This is a genomic window from Desulfobulbus propionicus DSM 2032 (genome assembly GCF_000186885.1).
Taxonomy (GTDB): Bacteria; Desulfobacterota; Desulfobulbia; order Desulfobulbales; family Desulfobulbaceae; genus Desulfobulbus; species Desulfobulbus propionicus.
Genome location: NC_014972.1, coordinates 2787785 through 2803032 on the forward strand (window position 1 = coordinate 2787785; position 15248 = coordinate 2803032).

Here is a 15248-nt window from a genome sequence, read left to right on the forward strand (position 1 = left end):
TCTCCTAACTGATTTTGAACAATAAATTTGATGAGTTGTAGGCAAACAGATAGGTACTGCCGTTGATCGTGATCTGCTCGCCGGCCGCGTAGACGTTGCCCCGCCCCTGGGTATACACCCCGGGGAGCATGCCAATCGGGATGAAATAGGCGGTGTTGGCGTCATAGACCCCGGCAAGGATGGGACAAGGAACAACGACGGCGTTGAAATAATTCGGCCACACCGTCCCCCATTCCTGACCCCATGAGGTCCACAGTCTTCCCGCTTCCGCCGCCGACCCGGCCGTTGACCACGCCCCGTCCTTGAGCAACGCCGACCGGTAGTATGGCTGGCTGCCGAACAGGCCATAAATCCTGGTTGCGCTTGAGGTATAACTCAGGGCCAGGCACGCGCCGCCACTCCATGTCCCGCATTTTTCGGTGACGGTGAACACCCCGCCCCAATGCACCGTTACCGATACCGAATAGAGATACTCACGGGAGAAATAGAGATTGTTCCCCACCGAATAAAAGCCGTACTTGTAGCCGACCGAGAAGTTTTGATCCAACAGCACCGGACTGGTTGACCCGCCAACCGTGATCGAGCGGTTGATGGATGTGGCGTTGGAATATTCCGAGGTGAACTCGATCCCGGCCTTTGCCATAACCACTTTTGTTGTGGTGTTGACGGAAACAACCCAACCGTTATCTGCCCCAAAAGCGGCCAGGGCTGCCAGGTAGTTGGCAACCGTGTCGAATGTGCCTTCGTAATATGCGGCCATCAGCTCATCCTCATCGCGCAATAATCACCGTATCCAACCCGATGCACATCCTGGAAACAGATGTAGTTGACCCCGGCCACGGTGATGATGTTCTCCGAGGCGTTCTTGTGCCCGGTCACCCTGAACACGCCGTCGACGCTGCCATAGATGGCCGAACGGCGTAAATCCTTGATGAATATCGGCTCCAACAGGTATTCGTCGCCTGGCGCGGTCAACAGGTTGGCGCGCACCCCTTGATAGGGGCCGTAGATGGTCAAATCCGGGCGAGTAATGACGGGGAAGTCAGGTTCAAAATAGGTGGCGTTGATACCGCCGTTCCCATAATTTGCCCGCCCCCATGTCCCGCCGGGCAGATAGAGGCGCCCGGGGGCCGGACTTGAGCCCGCCCACCATGCGCCTTGCGATGTCGAGGAATACGGGTTGGTCAAGGTGGAGTCGGTGCCGCCGATAAACAAGGGGTACGGGTATTGCTCGGGGGTTCCGGCAGGGTCGATGAACCCGAGATGCACCGAGGTGTAGACCGATGACACCTTGGCAAAAAGAATGATGCGTTTGGCTGAGGCGATCATCCAGTAGGGGATTTGCTGATTCCAAAAGGTGCAGAGGGTGGACCAGGTGTCCTTGTTGTTGAGGGGCTGCGCGTCAATGGGAAGGTCGATTTCCACAGGACCGAGCCAAACAGCTCCCAGTTGTAGTAGCCGACGGTTGAATCCTCATAGGCCTTGACGCCCACATAGATTTTATCAAGCCCGGAGGGGCCGGAGCCCCGCAGGTATACCTCGGTCGCGCTCTGGGTGAGCACGGTCCAACCGTTGGCCGCGGCAAAGGTGGTCAGGATGGCGAGCAGGTCCTTGTAGTTGGCGGCGGTGCCGTTGGTGTAGGCCATTTATCCTCCGATCAAGGTGCGGATGGTGGTGCCGTTGCGGCGGATCATGTTGAGGATGGCGGTCTCGCCGTCGGCGGTGCGCAGGAAATCGCCCACCATGTTGCGGTCGAGCACATTGATCACCCGCAGCCGGGTATCGCCGGACTTGACCGTGGTGGCGGGTGCGGCCGCGGCTTGCCCGCCGGCGGCCAGCCGGTTGCCGCTGGGGATCCTCGGCAGGGTGGCCCCGGCAAGCGCCCGGGCCAGGTTACGGGGGAACAGTTTGCGCCGGACCATCTCCATGAACGGCAGGCCGTAGTAGTCGACCGCGTCCACGGGATGGACGAACTCCCGGGCCGTGAGCCAGGCCGGGATATTGTCGGCGGTCCTGGAGGGGCTCCAGCCCTGGACCGCGCCACCGCCGGCCAGGGCCTGGACCCAGCCGCCCCGGGCGAACGCCTGCACGGCCTGGCCGCCGGCGGAGAAGCCAAAACCCACGGCCCGCAGGGCGTTGAGGATCATGTGTTTCATGATGATCTGCGTGAGCCACGAAATGGTTGACCGGGCGAAATCGATCATGGCCTCCTTGGCGCTGGCAGTACCCGTGATAAACGAATCCCAGGCCGAGGTCAGCCCGCCGGCGATCTGCTCGCCAATGTTCTCGCCGATGTAGATCATGACCTCGGCATCGGTCTGCATCTTCTCCCTGGCCTTTTGAAATCCCAGAGAAAGCGCGGCCCCCATGTCGTCGCCGGCGGCAATCAGCTTCTCCCGCATCTCGTCGGCGGTGATCACGCCGGCGGCACCGGCGGCACGCACAGCCGCCCTGTACTGCTCAACCGAAGCCTGGCCGCGCCTCCACGCCTGTTCAACCTCGGCCATCCGTTCAGTGGCCACCTGGGCCAGGTCCTCATGTTCCTGCTTGACCGCGTCGACCTGCATGGCGGCCAGTTCCGACTGAGCGCGGATGATATCGGCCTGGCTGGTGTTGGAATCGGGCCGTGCGGCATCGACCTTCATGGCCTCGATTTCCTGACGCTTGAGGCTGAGGCGTTCCGCCATGATCTTTTTATCAATCGCCAGTTCCGCCTCTGCCCGGGCCAGCTTGGTGCCGAGCTTCTCCGCCTCCAGTTTTTCCAGCTCCAGGGCGAGGATCTTCTCCTGGGAGGCGGCCCGCATTTTCTCGGACGCGATCTTTCTTTGCTCCTCGTACTCCTTCTTGGCCTCGGTGGCGGCCTTCTTGGCGGCGGCTGCCGCTTCACGCTTGGCTTTCCCCTCCTCCTTGGAGGACTTTGTGGCAGCCTGCGAGGCAGCGGTCTGGACTCGGAACTGGGCCAGGGCCTCGACATTGGCTGCCTTCCTGGCTTTCTCCTTTTCCTCGAAAGCTACCCGTTCGAGCATCGCCTGGGTGCGCTGATCCGCCGCCGCCTTGGCCGTGGCATCACGTTGCGCAAGGATGGAGTCAACCGAGGCGTCACGGGCCTGGTTGGCAATCTTCAGTTCCCTGTCCAGATCGCTGGCAATCTGCCCGACATCGTAGGTGTCTCCCTGGGTGAACATCGCCGCGATGGTGAGCTTGAACGCCCTGGCCCGCGCCATCACCTTGTCGAACTCAGCAGCAACGTAGACGGTCACCAGGCCGATGAAGGCACGGACATTCTCCGGGAACCGTTCAAAGGCGTGAATCAACTCATCCACAACCTCCTGGCCTTGTTGGCCCAGATCCCCGGTAAAATCGCTCCACCAGCCACCAACAATATCGATGGTCTTTTTGATATCGTCCCCCCAGCCGGCAAACTGGGTGACAATGGCCCGGAGATAGCCTTCCAGCTGCCCCGAGGCGATCATGGCATTCAGCTCTTCCAGGGCATTGATACCAACTTGCACCCCATCGGCGATCATGTTGCCGATTCCTGCCCGGGAGATGTTGAGGAAAACCTTGTTCCACTCATCAGCAAAATTCGACAGCTTGCCGTCGAGTTTTGCCATCCGGTTGGCCATGGCATCGCCGAAGTTGGTCTCGCCCAGCTTGATCAGATACTCCTCGATCTCCTTGGCGTTCTTGCCCACCGTGGTGGTGACTCCGCGAAAGGTGAAGCTGACCTTGTCGCCCTCGGAGCTGGCCTTGATGCCGAACTCCTTCAAGCGCTCGAACTCACCGGTGGCGGCATCGGCCACCGCCTCGATCATCTGGTTGAGATCCTTGCCCATCGATGCCGAAGTGTTGCCATAACTGGTCAAGGCCCGCTCCGATGGATCGAGCCCCATGTTCACCAGCTTGACAAATGCCTCAGACACCTGCGCCAAGTCGTATGGAGTCTTGGCGGCAAAGTCCTGGATGGCGGCAAAGGCAACCTCCGACTTCTCGGCGCTGCCGGTGGCTGTGATCAGGCCGGAGCTGATCTTGTCGAACTCGCGGGAGACAGTGACCAGCTTCTGCAGGCCAGCGGCGGCGGAGACCGTGGCGCCCAGGGCACGGAGCAGACCGCTCACCGAGGACGTCAGGCCGTTGATGCCGGCATCGGCGCCCTTTGCTCCTGAGACAAAGGATTTGATCGCTCCCAGGGCACGATTGAACCCAGCCGTCAGCCCACGGTCGACCGCGCTGAGGACGATCTCTATTCTAGACTGGTTCGCCATCTACTTGCCTGTCAGTGCCGCCAATGCTCTCAGGAAGAAGCCGTAGCCGTAGTCCCAGACAAGGGGACCGTGGCCGGCGGTAATGAGGAGGCAAATTGCTCGGTCGAAATCTGCCCTATCCTGGACATTGCCTCGCGGAGTTCTCCCTCCAGAACCGGCTTCAGGCCGTCGATCAGGATATCGATCAGGCCGATCCGCCGGACCACTCCCAAAAAAGCGGCGTTGACCTCCTCAAAGCCTTGCCACAACTCCTCAATCTCCGAGGGATAGAGGTCGAGCAGGGCCTCGGCGGACAATTCCGGGCATGCCATGGCCAGCAGCCCCTGGCACCGGTTGAGTGCAGTTGCGGATATCTGCGCATCCTCGCCGTTGATCAGCTCCCAGATGGCTCGGGTCGGCAATTCCTTCAGAGTGAACGACCGCTGGCCGATCTGGATGGTTTTCGTTTTTTGCATGTTTTCTCTTTCTCCTTCATCGAACCTGACGGTTCAAATGATCAGATCAGCTCAAACGGCCAGGACTTGCCGGCCGGGGTGATCATCTTGCCGCTGAAGGCCAGCTCCGGGAATCCTCCTTGCGCCAGCAAGTCGAAATCGCCATCGGCGCGGATCTGCGCCTGCCAGACTCGCAGCTTGACTTCATTCCCCTCGACATAGTTCTTTCCGTCGAGATACAAGCCGACATTGATAACCGGAGAGGTGGCACCGGTGATTTTGAATCCACTGGCAGCGGCCTTGTCGCCACTGATATGCAATGTGTCTCCGTCGATCGCCGAGCTGAGAACACGGATCATGCCCATGCTGGTGTTGACTTCGTAATCCGTATTCGCGATGTAGGTCGTGGTATCGGTCTCATCCTTGACCGTGCAGGTGGTCAGATCGTTATGGCCGATGGGCACCCACTTATTGAGGATGCCGGTAATGGTCGCTGTATACGTTCCCGATGCGGCCGTGATATCCACGGCCGAGCCCATGAAGTAGGCTGCCACGATTTTGGGATCGTAGATGTTCAGGGAAAAGGAGATAGTGGCATCGGAGATCCTGGTGAACGATTTTCCGATTTGCCCCAGGGTGTACTTGCCGTTTAGCTTTGCATCCAGGGTCTCTGTTTCCACCTTGGGAATCAGTTTGGTGGCGTTGCCGACCAGCTCAAAACCGGTCGAGACACCGGCAGCGGTGAGAAAATCGAAGTAGAGATCCCCACCGAGGATCATGCCTTGTTGTGCGGATTGCATAGATGCCTCCTGGCCGCTTGGCCGTGGTTATAAAATCTTCTCCGGGACGACCTGCATGGTCACCCGGACGGTATAGATGAGCAGGGCTTCCTCTACCCCCTCGTAGCGGATCCGGGTCACGGTCGAGGGCAAACAACCCTGCGCTGCTGGCCGCCAGTCGGTGAGAGCCGGCCGGACCTGGTCGACCAGGTCATCCATCAAAGCCTGACCCTTGACCGGATCCAGATAACTGACCAGAAGCGCAATCTCCCATGTGAGCCGCCGCATGGCATAGGGCGAGTCGGTCACCTGTTCGTCGTCATAGAGGAAGAACACCGCCGAGGGCGGCGACTGCAGCGCCCGTTTGCTGAAGCCCCGTTCCACGGCCTTGAATGCGTCCAGCCCTTCAAGTCGGGCCTGAATGGCATTGCCGATGGTGGCCAGCATCAGAGCCCCCTCATGGTGGTGCGGGTAAACAGCCGCTCGCTGCCCGGGGTGAGTCCGCTCAGGCTCTCGGTCGCAGTCGTGATCAATGCGGCATCGGCCCCCATGGAGGCCTCGCCGGTCTGCACCCGCTTGAGATAGGCAAGGGCCTGAGTCTGCCGATCCTTGACCGCCTGAGGCACCTCCACATGGGGCCGCCGGGAATAGAGGTTGTAGATGGCCAGGTCGACCGCGAAGGTAACCGCCAGCCCGGGTACCGGATAGAACGGCAGCTGGTAGCGGTCATGGCAATGGGCATCGATCAGGGCATCGGCGCCATTCAAGGCCCAATCGACCACGTCGGTATCAACCGTTCCGCTCTGGACGTCATCGGTCAGGGCAATCAGGTCCGACTCGGCCATCTGTTCCAGGATGTCGGCCAAGGTGGCGTACATCAGCTATTGCCTCCTGCTGGGGAATTATTGTTCTTCGAGTCCTCGGCGCCGTTCGTCGTGCCGTCTCCCGGAGCATTGCCTTCCGGCTCTTTGTCCTTGCCGTTCTTGCCCTTTGATCCCTTGGTCTCCTTGGGGGCTTCCGAAACCGTGACCACCAACATTGGCTCCTTCTGCAAGGTCTTGAGTTCCTCGGTGGTGAATCGGTCATCCTCATAGGTGATCGGTGTCTGGCTATGGGCCAGACCGCACCGGCGGAAGCCCTCTTTCTTGCTCGTAATCGTGATCATGCCGTTGTCTCCTTGATCGCTTGAAATTCAGGCCCTGGATCAGGCCAGCCACGGCACCTTGAGCAGGTCGACCGCCTTGTAGTTGGTGTTGGAATCACCGCCGTTGATCAGCTGGGCCTCGATGATCTTCTTGGCCTTGCTGTAGTTGGACGGTCCAACCACCAGCAGGTTGGGCACCACGCCCAAGGGCTCACCCCAATCCTTCTTGAAGGCACCCATGGCGTCATAGGCGGCCTCGAAGTTGGTCGCATCCAGGGTGGCCTTGGACCCGAAGGCCATCTGCCAGAAACCGAAGCCGACGTTGCAGCGCGAGTCGACCCCGTAAAGGAAGGTCTTGCGCATGAACACGTTCTCATCGCGCTCCTGATTGAGCAGCACGAAGTTGGCCGCCTTGCGATCCTGGAAGATGATAGGTTTCAGGGGCCGGCGGGTATCGAGCAGGAACCAGGGGTTGCCCGATCCGGACTGGACGTTGGAGACCGAGGTGACGTTGCCATCCGCATCGAGCACCGGGTGATCCGAATCAAAGAAGTACTGGCCGTCATAACAGGGGGTGGCAAATCCCGCCGTCATGAGGGCAAAGACCAGCTTGTCCGGATGGATCCGGGCCTCAAACCCCATGTTCTCCATCATGGGGGCGTAGATGCCGTACTGATCGTCTTCGATCCGGTCGCGATCCACGCCCACGGTCAACTCGAACGACTTGTTCTTGATCGAGTAGTCGTGCATGCTCAGGTTGTTGATGTGGCGATCGCCCACCCATTCCCGCATGCCCGGGATCTCGCCGATCCAACCGTAATCCTCGATCAGGGTGGTGGAGGGCACCCGGGTCGCCACCTGCTGCCATTGGGACTCGGCGTTGTCGAAGCCCCGCTGGTAGACCGCCTTGAAACCGCGATACATGCCGGCCAGGTTGCTGCTGTTAATGATCATGAGTTGTTCTCCTCAGAAGTTGATGAATGTCGGTTAGCGCAGGTCGACCCAGACGCCCTGGCTGTCGACGTCAAAGACCTTGCCGGCCACGGACCGGGTCGAACTGCCGTTGGTCTTGGCCACGGTCTGGTCATCGACGATGTAGCAGTCGTTACCGATATCGGCGGTGGTGATGGCATCGGTGGCGGTCGAGTTGGCAAACTGAAAGATGCCTTTGTCGATCTCCACGGTGACCGCCCCGGCCACGGCGCCGTTGGTCACCTGTTCGGCAAACCTTCCTACGCCTCGCAGGGTGGTGGCGGTGGCGCCGGGGGTAGCCCGGCCATTGGCATCCCGGGCCGCGAGTCCGCCGGCAAAGCAGATGACCGATGCGGCGACCGGCAGGGTGAGCTTGCGGCCGCTGCGCTCCTTGGTGTCTCTATCCTTGATCAATGCTGCCATGGTGTGTTCCTCCTCAAATGATGCCGGCGATTAGACGGCGGCCTTGTGGTATTCTTCTTCCGAAACGCCCAGCCGTTCACAGATGGTCCGCTCGTCGCTGTTCAGGGCCTTGCTCTCGGCCGGCACCTTCTTGCCGTCCAGACCGGAGGGATCACCGATGACCGGGGCTGCCTTACAGAAGTCGGCGAACCGCTGCAGCCCGCCTTCCTGCCGGCACTGGGCCTTGTGGTAGTCGACCGTGGCCGGGGTGATCTTGCCCTCGGTCAGCGCTGCATTGATCGCGGTCTCGATCTCGGTTTCGAGCTGCTCCTGCTTGAGGGCGGTAAGCGATTGCTCGGCATTGGTGGCCCGGGCCAGGGCCGCGTCATAGTCGGAGCGGGGCACAAACTTCTCCAGACTGGGATTCTCGGCCCGGTTGGTGGCTGTGGCCAGATCGGTTTTGAGAGCCGAGATCTTGGCCAGGGCCTGGTCCTGGGTGGCGTCTTCGGGCAGCGCCAGGGCTGCCAGCAGTGCTTTGAGCATAGGGGTCTCCTTGGGATCCTGGATCCCGGTGTGATGGTTGAGGGCCTGCAGGTTGAGGTTGGGCCGGTTGGTCAGGGCCACCGAGGTCAAACCGACGATCAGGCCGTTGTCTTTCTGGTAGAGGATCACGGGGCTCAGGTAGCGGTACTGTTTGCCGCCGACCAGGTCCTTGCCGCTGGCGTTCCACTCGACCCGGCCCCAAATGACGCCTTCCCGGTTCTGCAACTCCTTGATCCAGCCGGCTGCCGGCGCCGGTTCTCCCAGGGGTGCTTTCAGCTCGGTGGCATGCTCCAGGTCAATCGGCAGGTCCATGCCTTGGGCAATGAAGGCATCGAGGATCCCTTGGGGGTGGATGTTGTTCCAGGTCCGGCCGTCGCGTCCCGCAACCCGGCCCGCCGGGATCAATTCCACCCACTCGGGGACCGTGTTGTTTTGGAGCGCGATTTCGGTGCTGTTCAGTGCAATGTGCTGCGTGGTTGTCATCCTTCCTCGCTGTTGTCCGGAACCGCGTTTAAAAACCGTTTAAAATTTTCTGTATTCGATTGGCAGGGTGCTGCGCGGCCCATGACCCGTATTGCCCCGTGAAAGAAAAACAGGCCGTTTTGTTGGCTCGGCCTCAAAGGTCGAGCAATCGCTCCCGGATCAGCTCGATCACCATGGTTCGGTCCCGCTCCGCCAGGTCCATCTCGGTACCCCGGTTGAGCGCCAGGTACGGCCGGGCCGGGATGGTCACCTTGCGTCCGCGTCCGGCCTTGCCGCCCAGCTGGTGGATGGCCGCGTAGGGGATGTGCCCACCGGTCCCAATGCTGACGCTGGTTCGGCTGGCCTGGCTGTGCACCGACCCCTCCAGGTCACCGTGCTCCCACAGGATCCGCTTGCCGCTCAGGTAGCGTTTGCCCTTGGCCGAGAGGTAGCCGTTCTTCTTCCAGCCCTTGTTCCTGGCCAGCCCCAGGTGCAAGGTAACCTCCGAGAGCGGTGCCCAGGGGGTACCGTCCGGTGCGGACTGGGCCTTGAAATTCTCCCGCACCCGCCGCTCGTAGAAGGCACCGATCGCCTGCATGGTGGGTGTCAGGTCGGCGGCATTGGCCCGCAGTCGATTGAGCAGATTTTGAGTGTCCTGGTCGTTAATTTTGAGACTGATCTCCATTGTCAGACAGGTGCTCCGGTCTTATTATTCAGTTAAGGAATTCGTTGATTGGTTCTTGGAAGAACCAACCTCATCGACGTAATGTTGGATGCGATGAGGGCCAGGTGGTTCCCTCTCCTTCTTCCGCCTGGGTCAACGGATTTACTCCCGTAAACGATGATCCTCGTTAATCGGTGCGTTCCAAGCCTGCCGACGCTCTGACCAATAGCTGTTGTTGGAGTGCAAGGTGGGGGACTGGCGGCACGCCGGTTAACGAGTTTTTTTGTGCTATTTTCCCCCCACGCTCATCGAGCGATCCACTCTTCCAGCCCCATCTGCATGATCAGCTGCATCCAGGCCTCGGCGATATCGTCGGGCAACCGCTGCATCTTCTCCAGCATGGCATCGGCCAGGTGCTCCTTGCCGGCCGTGGCCACGTTGTAATCCCAGCCCTTGTCGGGCAGGTCCTGCCAGTTTGCCGGCCGTGTTCTCTGTTCGGACCTGGCCGTCTCGTACTCGGCCCTGGTGGCAGCCACCACCCGGCACTTGCAGCCCCAGCCGTTGGGCGGATAGTTGATCTGCCAGAACGGATCGGTACGGGGCAGGATGATGCCGTCCATGGCCAGGTGGTTGGGCCGGGGATTGCGCACGCCATCGTTGTGCACGTATTTCAAGAAATCGATCCCAGCCGTTTCAAACTGCTGCCAGCGTCCGGCCTGGTAAGCGGTGTTGATGTTGGTCCGCCAGATCAAATCTGATCGCCAGGCAGGTCCACCGCCCTGGAGCTGCCAGCCATAGCGCTGTACCAAGGGTCGGAACTGCTGGCGGAACTCCCGGATGTCCATGCCTCCGGCAATGGCCCTGTCGGTCATCTGCCGCAATTCGTTCAAGAGGTCTGCCTGGTAGGCCCCGGCGCTCATGAACCCCTTGCCGTGTGCTTCGCCGGCCAGCTCATCCCACTTGGTCGTGGGGATATTGAGCTTGTCCCTGAACCAGGCACTGGCCTCGGCAAAGGGCAGGCGGAAAATCTGTTCGAACTCAGCGCTGTCCATGGTCGTGATACGGTTGTTCCCTGGCCAATCGCTCCAGTTCCCGCCAGTCGGCCGTCATTCGGGTCTCGGAAACCACAACCGGGCCTTCCTGGAAAAGCGGGCCGGCCAGGTACAGTCCCAAGATGACCGCCAGGAGCAGCAGGCCCGTCTGGATGCAACTCCAGGGGCTCACTCGGCCACCTCCAGCCGTCCGGCCAGGTTGCCGAGCAGATCCAGCCGGGCCATGATCTCGCCGAGCTGTTCGGGTTGGCTGGTTGCCAGGAGATCGATCAGCTGCTCGCGGAACTGCTCCAGGCTCTCGGCCTGTTCCAGCAGGGACTCGGCCCGGGTGATCAGGTTGGCGGCCGGACCGGCCGACTCGGTCTTGACCCATTGCAGCAGGGTCGACTCCAAAGGGTTCTTATCCAACTCCCGGCTGTTCTTGGCGGCCTCAACCGGTTCCGGTTGAACGGGTTGTTTATCAGCAGTCTCAACGGCTGCCGGTTGTTCCGCTGGTGGGGGAGTTCCTAAACAGTCCGCGCCCTCTTCCGGATCCGGCAGCCCCAGCTTGTCGCGGACCACCGATTGCTCGACCTTCAGCCCCAGGGGCACCAGCTTCTCCAGGGCGGTGACCAGCAGCTGGGTATCCTCCGGCTCCACCGCCTTGATGAGCAGCTCCGGATACTGTTCCTGCGGTCCCCAGTTGAGATCGATGAACGGCCGGACCAGGTCGCGGTTGATGGTCTCGGAGAGCTGGGTGGCATCATCGTCGCGGATATCTTCCCGCACCTCAGCCTGGGCATCCTCGTTGCCCAGTTTGCCGGCTGTCCCTTGCGTGGTGGCGGTCTGGCCGAGGATCCCCCGGCTGACCTGGGCATCGAGCCAGTCCGCCAGCTTGTTGAACAGTTCGTGGCCACCGGTGACCTTGGCGCTCTCGACAAACTCGATCAGCATCGACTCCGGAATCACTGCCGCCGCATCGCTGCCCAGGTTGGCCACCGCAGCTTTCAGGATAGCGATGTCTTCCTTGGACGCACCGGGCTGATACTTGCCGACCCGCAGCGGCATGCCGAAGACCTCGGCAAAGGCTAGCCAGTCCTTCACCGTGTAGTTCTTGCACATCCACGCCCAGGCAGCCACGCGGGCGATCCCGCCGCGAATGGGGATGCCGGTCTTCAAATGCGGCAAGTGGCAGATGAACTTGAACGGGGCCAGATCGATACCTTCCGCCACATTCTGCTCATCAAGCAGTCTGAGGCGCCTTCGGGAAGCCCGATCAAAGGTGAAAAAGCGGGGATCGCGCCACTCATACCCCACCGGCCGCCATCTGGCGCCACGCGACCAGAGGATCTCGCACACCGAGAACCCCTTGCCGATGGCATCGAGCAGGTCCTTGAGCAAGCCACGGAAACCGGCCTGTTTCACAAGTGCCCGCACCTCGTCGGCCAACTGCACATCCTGGGGTTCATCACTGGCTGCTTCCACCGTGATCGGCAAGGAGGCCACGGCCAACTTGCGTTTGGAAATCTCGCAGCGGTAGTGCAGATCCCGCTCCTCCATCTCCTCGGCAAGCGTCAGGTACTCGCTGATCTCGCCTTCGGCGGCCCGTTGCAATAGCCCAGCCAACCGGTACGGGGTCAGGCCCGAGGCCACGGTCACGTCCCAGACGCTGCGGATCCCGGCCAGGCTGGGTGCGGCCAGTTCCTGGGTCAGGGTTCGGGTTGTGACCGGTCGGTTAAGATAGTCGTAGATCACCAGGTCCCCTCCATGGTGCCGAAGCCCGCAGTTGTCCGGATGTGCCGGTCACCTGGTTCAAAGTCCCGTTTGCGCACCGGATGGTAAGCGTACTCGGTGATCTCCATCCTGGTGGCCGAGATGGCCAGGGCCAGGGCAATGGCCGCGTCACCATGGCGCTGCCGGCCGTCAGCGCCCTTGTTCTTGGTGTCCGGCAGCTTGGCCACACCCCGGATCATCTTGATCGCCCGGTAATCGTCGAGATGGTCGGCATCCTTGGCCACTTCCACGGTGCCGTCCTCGAAGAACGATTTGAACCGGGGCATCTCGTCGCGGTACCAGGCCTCGGACAGCATCACCTGCTCGATCCGGCCAGTTCCGTAGCGCTGCATGGCCCGCTCGGCCAGATACTGGCCGTTGCCACGGGCATCGAACTTGCCGAAGCTGAACCGGGGCAATCGATCAAGGATGAAGAAAATGATCAGCTCCTGTTCCTTGAACGGCACATTGGACAGCTCCACCACAAAGGGCTGGCGATAGGTCAGGTTCTCCTGCTCGGCCAAGGGGGAGAGCACGGTCAGGTCACCCAGGCGGGCAAAGTCTTCGCCGGCGTAGTGCCGCCGCTTCGGATCCAGCTTGGCGAGCAGCGGCGCCAGCTGCTCCTCGCACCACTCCAAGGCCTCGGCCTCGCGGAGAGGATCGGGCTGCAGGGCGAACTCGTTGGTGCAGGCCCAACGCAGGATCGGGATATCGTCGCGCATGCAGCGTTCGATGATCACCCGGGGCAGGAAGGCACCGGATCCCTGGCTAGGGATGCAGAACAGTTCCTCGTCGGCGCCGCTGCCGTATTGAGCAATCAGTTTCTCTCTCCACTGGTCCTCGGCCTCCTGCGACCATGGCTTGCCCAGGCGCAGGCAGATGCGCTCATACAGGCCTTCCGCCAGGGCATCGTCGATGGTGACCCGGTGTAGGCTGTACGGCTTCTTGCCGGCCCGGACCTCGTTGATCACCTCATTGAATGGATTGGTGTCGCCATCATGGGTGGAGATGATCACCACCCGCCCGCCCCACATCAACAGGGCCATGGCTGCCTTGATCAGCTCGCTCAGGTTGTCGTGAAAGGCGGCTTCGTCGATGACTACCTTGCCCTGCTTGCCGCGCAGGTTGGACGGCCTGCTCGACAGGGCCACGATCTTGTGACCCGAGGCGCAACGGATCCTGAAAGCGAGGATGTCTTTGTCTTCGTCCGCCAAGACGAACTCCTCCACCGCTGAGGCCGCCTTGTTGAAATGCCCCAGCCAGTCGCCGCAGTCCTCGATGAACTCCTGGGCCATGTCCTTGTTGTAGCCGATGTACCACACGTCCATGCCGCTCCGGCTGGCTGCCAGCAAGGCATCGTCCGCCGCCTCTGCCCAGGACAGGCCGATACGTCGGGACTTCTCGATGATCTTGACCTCGCCCTGGTCTTCCAGCCACCGTTGCTGATACGGCAGCAGGGCCATGGGCGCGCGGTTGGTTCTATCTTCCTTGGTAAAAGTACTCATCAGTGCTTCAACCCCAGGATCTGGCGGCGGATCGCTTCGGCGGCCTCATCGGACAATCCGCCGGGCGTGACGTGCTCATCGATCGAAGCCGCTCTCTTGCTGTCGAGCAATTCCATGGCCGTCATCAACTCCTTGATTGCCCCCAGGGTGATGGCCCCCGGCTGGTTGACCAAGGCCGCAATCCGAGCCTGCACCGCCGTGCGCAGGGCTTCGACCATATCCCCGCCCTCAGGCAAATGGTCGGTGGCGGCTCCGTCCGGCATTGCGATGGCTGCATTGGGGGCAGCTCCCCGCTCCCGCGCCTCGGCCTCGATCAGCTTGCCGGAGTTGACCAGAGCGCCAAAGGCATAGGCCTTTTGGGCGTCCTCGGTCTCAATCACCGACTCGATCAGCTTTGCTTTGGCGAGCATCACCCCCCGGCGCACCGACACCTGGGCCTGGCGGTACTCCCGTCGCCGTTCGGGCCAGGTGGGTTGGGAATCGGCGGACCACCGCTTGAGCTGGGAAACGGACACCCCGGTCCGCTCCGCCACCTGCTCAAAGGTGAGGCCGTCGATGATGTACAACTCCTCGGCAGCCTCTATGGTCTCCCAACCGTAGCTCTCCGGCATTGTTTAGTTCCCCGCCATCCCCAGGGCTCGCTTGAGGGCCGCTATCTCTTCCCGCAATCCCATGTACTCGGCATGCTTGCCGGCCAGTTCCACAGCCTGCGCCGCCGCCTGGTCTGGCCTGATCTCGTGCAGCGGTGCGAACGGCTCCAGAGCCAGGCGTACGGCATGAATGTCGCCCTGCATCGAGGACTCCAATTGCCGCAGCCGTTGTTCCTTCTCCGCCAGCAGGCCGCGCCGGGTCAGTCGTTCGTTATCCAACATGTCTGCCTCCCTTGAGCAGGTGCCCGTCGATCCGGTCGACCAGCTTGGTCATGGACTGGGTGTTGAGGTGAATGATCCCGGCCAGGTCGTTGGCCAGCTTCTCGTAGCCCTGCACCAGGATGACGTTGTTCTCGTAGTTGCGGACCACCTCTTCAAACCGCTTCTCCTGGGCACCGATCATCTGCATCACCATCTCGCGGAAGCCGGCGATGTCCTCCCGGTGTTTGATCTCCCGGTCCGCTTCAATCTGTACCGCGCTCAATCGGGAGCGTTCCGCCCTGCGGTGGTCGAGGTACATGAAGGCCATGATCACCGTTGGGGCCAGCATGCAGATGATCAGCAGTCCCGGTGCGCCCAGGGTGGTGATCAGGGTGTTGATGAGGCTCAGTTCTCCGCTCAACG

At 61.3% G+C, this 15248-nt stretch carries 20 protein-coding genes; all 20 read right to left on the minus strand.

The window, feature by feature from the left end; all coding sequences use genetic code 11:
* Positions 1-4 precede the first annotated feature (4 nt).
* Entirely contained in the window at positions 5-760 is a 756-nt protein-coding gene (locus DESPR_RS12155) for a hypothetical protein (protein WP_015722926.1), read from the minus strand.
* On the minus strand, positions 760-1329 hold the full coding sequence (locus DESPR_RS12160; RefSeq protein WP_043770055.1) for a hypothetical protein: 570 nt from the start codon (positions 1327-1329) through the stop codon (positions 760-762). Before DESPR_RS12160 ends, DESPR_RS12155 begins: the two co-directional genes overlap by 1 nt.
* Positions 1326-1646, minus strand: coding sequence for a hypothetical protein (locus DESPR_RS12165; RefSeq protein ID WP_043770057.1), 321 nt, complete (start codon positions 1644-1646; stop codon positions 1326-1328). The genes DESPR_RS12160 and DESPR_RS12165 overlap by 4 nt, the downstream gene beginning before the upstream one ends.
* Positions 1647-4265, minus strand: a complete 2619-nt coding sequence (locus DESPR_RS12170) for a tape measure protein (protein WP_015722928.1) — start codon at positions 4263-4265, stop codon at positions 1647-1649.
* A gap of 29 nt (positions 4266-4294) precedes the next feature.
* Complete coding sequence (locus tag DESPR_RS12175) at positions 4295-4720, minus strand: hypothetical protein (protein WP_015722929.1); 426 nt, start codon at positions 4718-4720, stop codon at positions 4295-4297.
* Between the two features lie 41 nt (positions 4721-4761).
* Positions 4762-5499, minus strand: coding sequence for a phage tail tube protein (locus tag DESPR_RS12180; protein WP_015725097.1), 738 nt, complete (start codon positions 5497-5499; stop codon positions 4762-4764).
* Between the two features lie 27 nt (positions 5500-5526).
* Positions 5527-5925 carry a hypothetical protein gene (locus DESPR_RS12185; protein ID WP_015725098.1) on the minus strand — a complete coding sequence of 133 codons (399 nt, stop codon included), beginning with the start codon at positions 5923-5925 and terminating at the stop codon, positions 5527-5529.
* Entirely contained in the window at positions 5925-6356 is a 432-nt protein-coding gene (locus tag DESPR_RS12190; RefSeq protein ID WP_015725099.1) for a gp436 family protein, read from the minus strand. Before DESPR_RS12190 ends, DESPR_RS12185 begins: the two co-directional genes overlap by 1 nt.
* Positions 6356-6643, minus strand: a complete 288-nt coding sequence (locus DESPR_RS12195) for an HI1506-related protein (protein WP_015725100.1) — start codon at positions 6641-6643, stop codon at positions 6356-6358. The genes DESPR_RS12190 and DESPR_RS12195 overlap by 1 nt, the downstream gene beginning before the upstream one ends.
* Before the next feature lie 39 nt (positions 6644-6682).
* A complete protein-coding gene (locus tag DESPR_RS12200) occupies positions 6683-7576 on the minus strand; it encodes a Mu-like prophage major head subunit gpT family protein (RefSeq protein ID WP_015725101.1) in 894 nt (297 codons plus the stop codon).
* A 33-nt stretch (positions 7577-7609) separates the two neighbouring features.
* On the minus strand, positions 7610-8017 hold the full coding sequence (locus tag DESPR_RS12205; protein ID WP_015725102.1) for a hypothetical protein: 408 nt from the start codon (positions 8015-8017) through the stop codon (positions 7610-7612).
* 30 nt (positions 8018-8047) lie between these two features.
* Positions 8048-9022, minus strand: coding sequence for a phage protease (locus DESPR_RS12210; RefSeq protein WP_015725103.1), 975 nt, complete (start codon positions 9020-9022; stop codon positions 8048-8050).
* Between the two features lie 133 nt (positions 9023-9155).
* Positions 9156-9686: a phage virion morphogenesis protein gene (locus DESPR_RS12215; RefSeq protein WP_015725104.1), complete on the minus strand. Its 531-nt coding sequence runs from the start codon at positions 9684-9686 to the stop codon at positions 9156-9158.
* 284 nt (positions 9687-9970) lie between these two features.
* Positions 9971-10717, minus strand: a complete 747-nt coding sequence (locus DESPR_RS12220) for a phage head morphogenesis protein (RefSeq protein WP_015725105.1) — start codon at positions 10715-10717, stop codon at positions 9971-9973.
* Positions 10704-10889, minus strand: coding sequence for a hypothetical protein (locus DESPR_RS12225; RefSeq protein ID WP_015725106.1), 186 nt, complete (start codon positions 10887-10889; stop codon positions 10704-10706). Before DESPR_RS12225 ends, DESPR_RS12220 begins: the two co-directional genes overlap by 14 nt.
* Positions 10886-12451 carry a DUF935 domain-containing protein gene (locus tag DESPR_RS12230; protein WP_015725107.1) on the minus strand — a complete coding sequence of 522 codons (1566 nt, stop codon included), beginning with the start codon at positions 12449-12451 and terminating at the stop codon, positions 10886-10888. Before DESPR_RS12230 ends, DESPR_RS12225 begins: the two co-directional genes overlap by 4 nt.
* A complete protein-coding gene (locus DESPR_RS12235; protein WP_015725108.1) occupies positions 12448-13974 on the minus strand; it encodes a hypothetical protein in 1527 nt (508 codons plus the stop codon). Before DESPR_RS12235 ends, DESPR_RS12230 begins: the two co-directional genes overlap by 4 nt.
* Complete coding sequence (locus tag DESPR_RS12240) at positions 13974-14585, minus strand: hypothetical protein (protein ID WP_015725109.1); 612 nt, start codon at positions 14583-14585, stop codon at positions 13974-13976. Before DESPR_RS12240 ends, DESPR_RS12235 begins: the two co-directional genes overlap by 1 nt.
* Positions 14586-14588: 3 nt before the next feature.
* Positions 14589-14846 (minus strand): hypothetical protein, encoded by a 258-nt coding sequence (locus DESPR_RS12245; protein ID WP_015725110.1) that lies wholly within the window; start codon positions 14844-14846, stop codon positions 14589-14591.
* Positions 14836-15246, minus strand: coding sequence for a hypothetical protein (locus DESPR_RS17430; protein WP_015725111.1), 411 nt, complete (start codon positions 15244-15246; stop codon positions 14836-14838). Before DESPR_RS17430 ends, DESPR_RS12245 begins: the two co-directional genes overlap by 11 nt.
* Positions 15247-15248 lie beyond the last annotated feature (2 nt).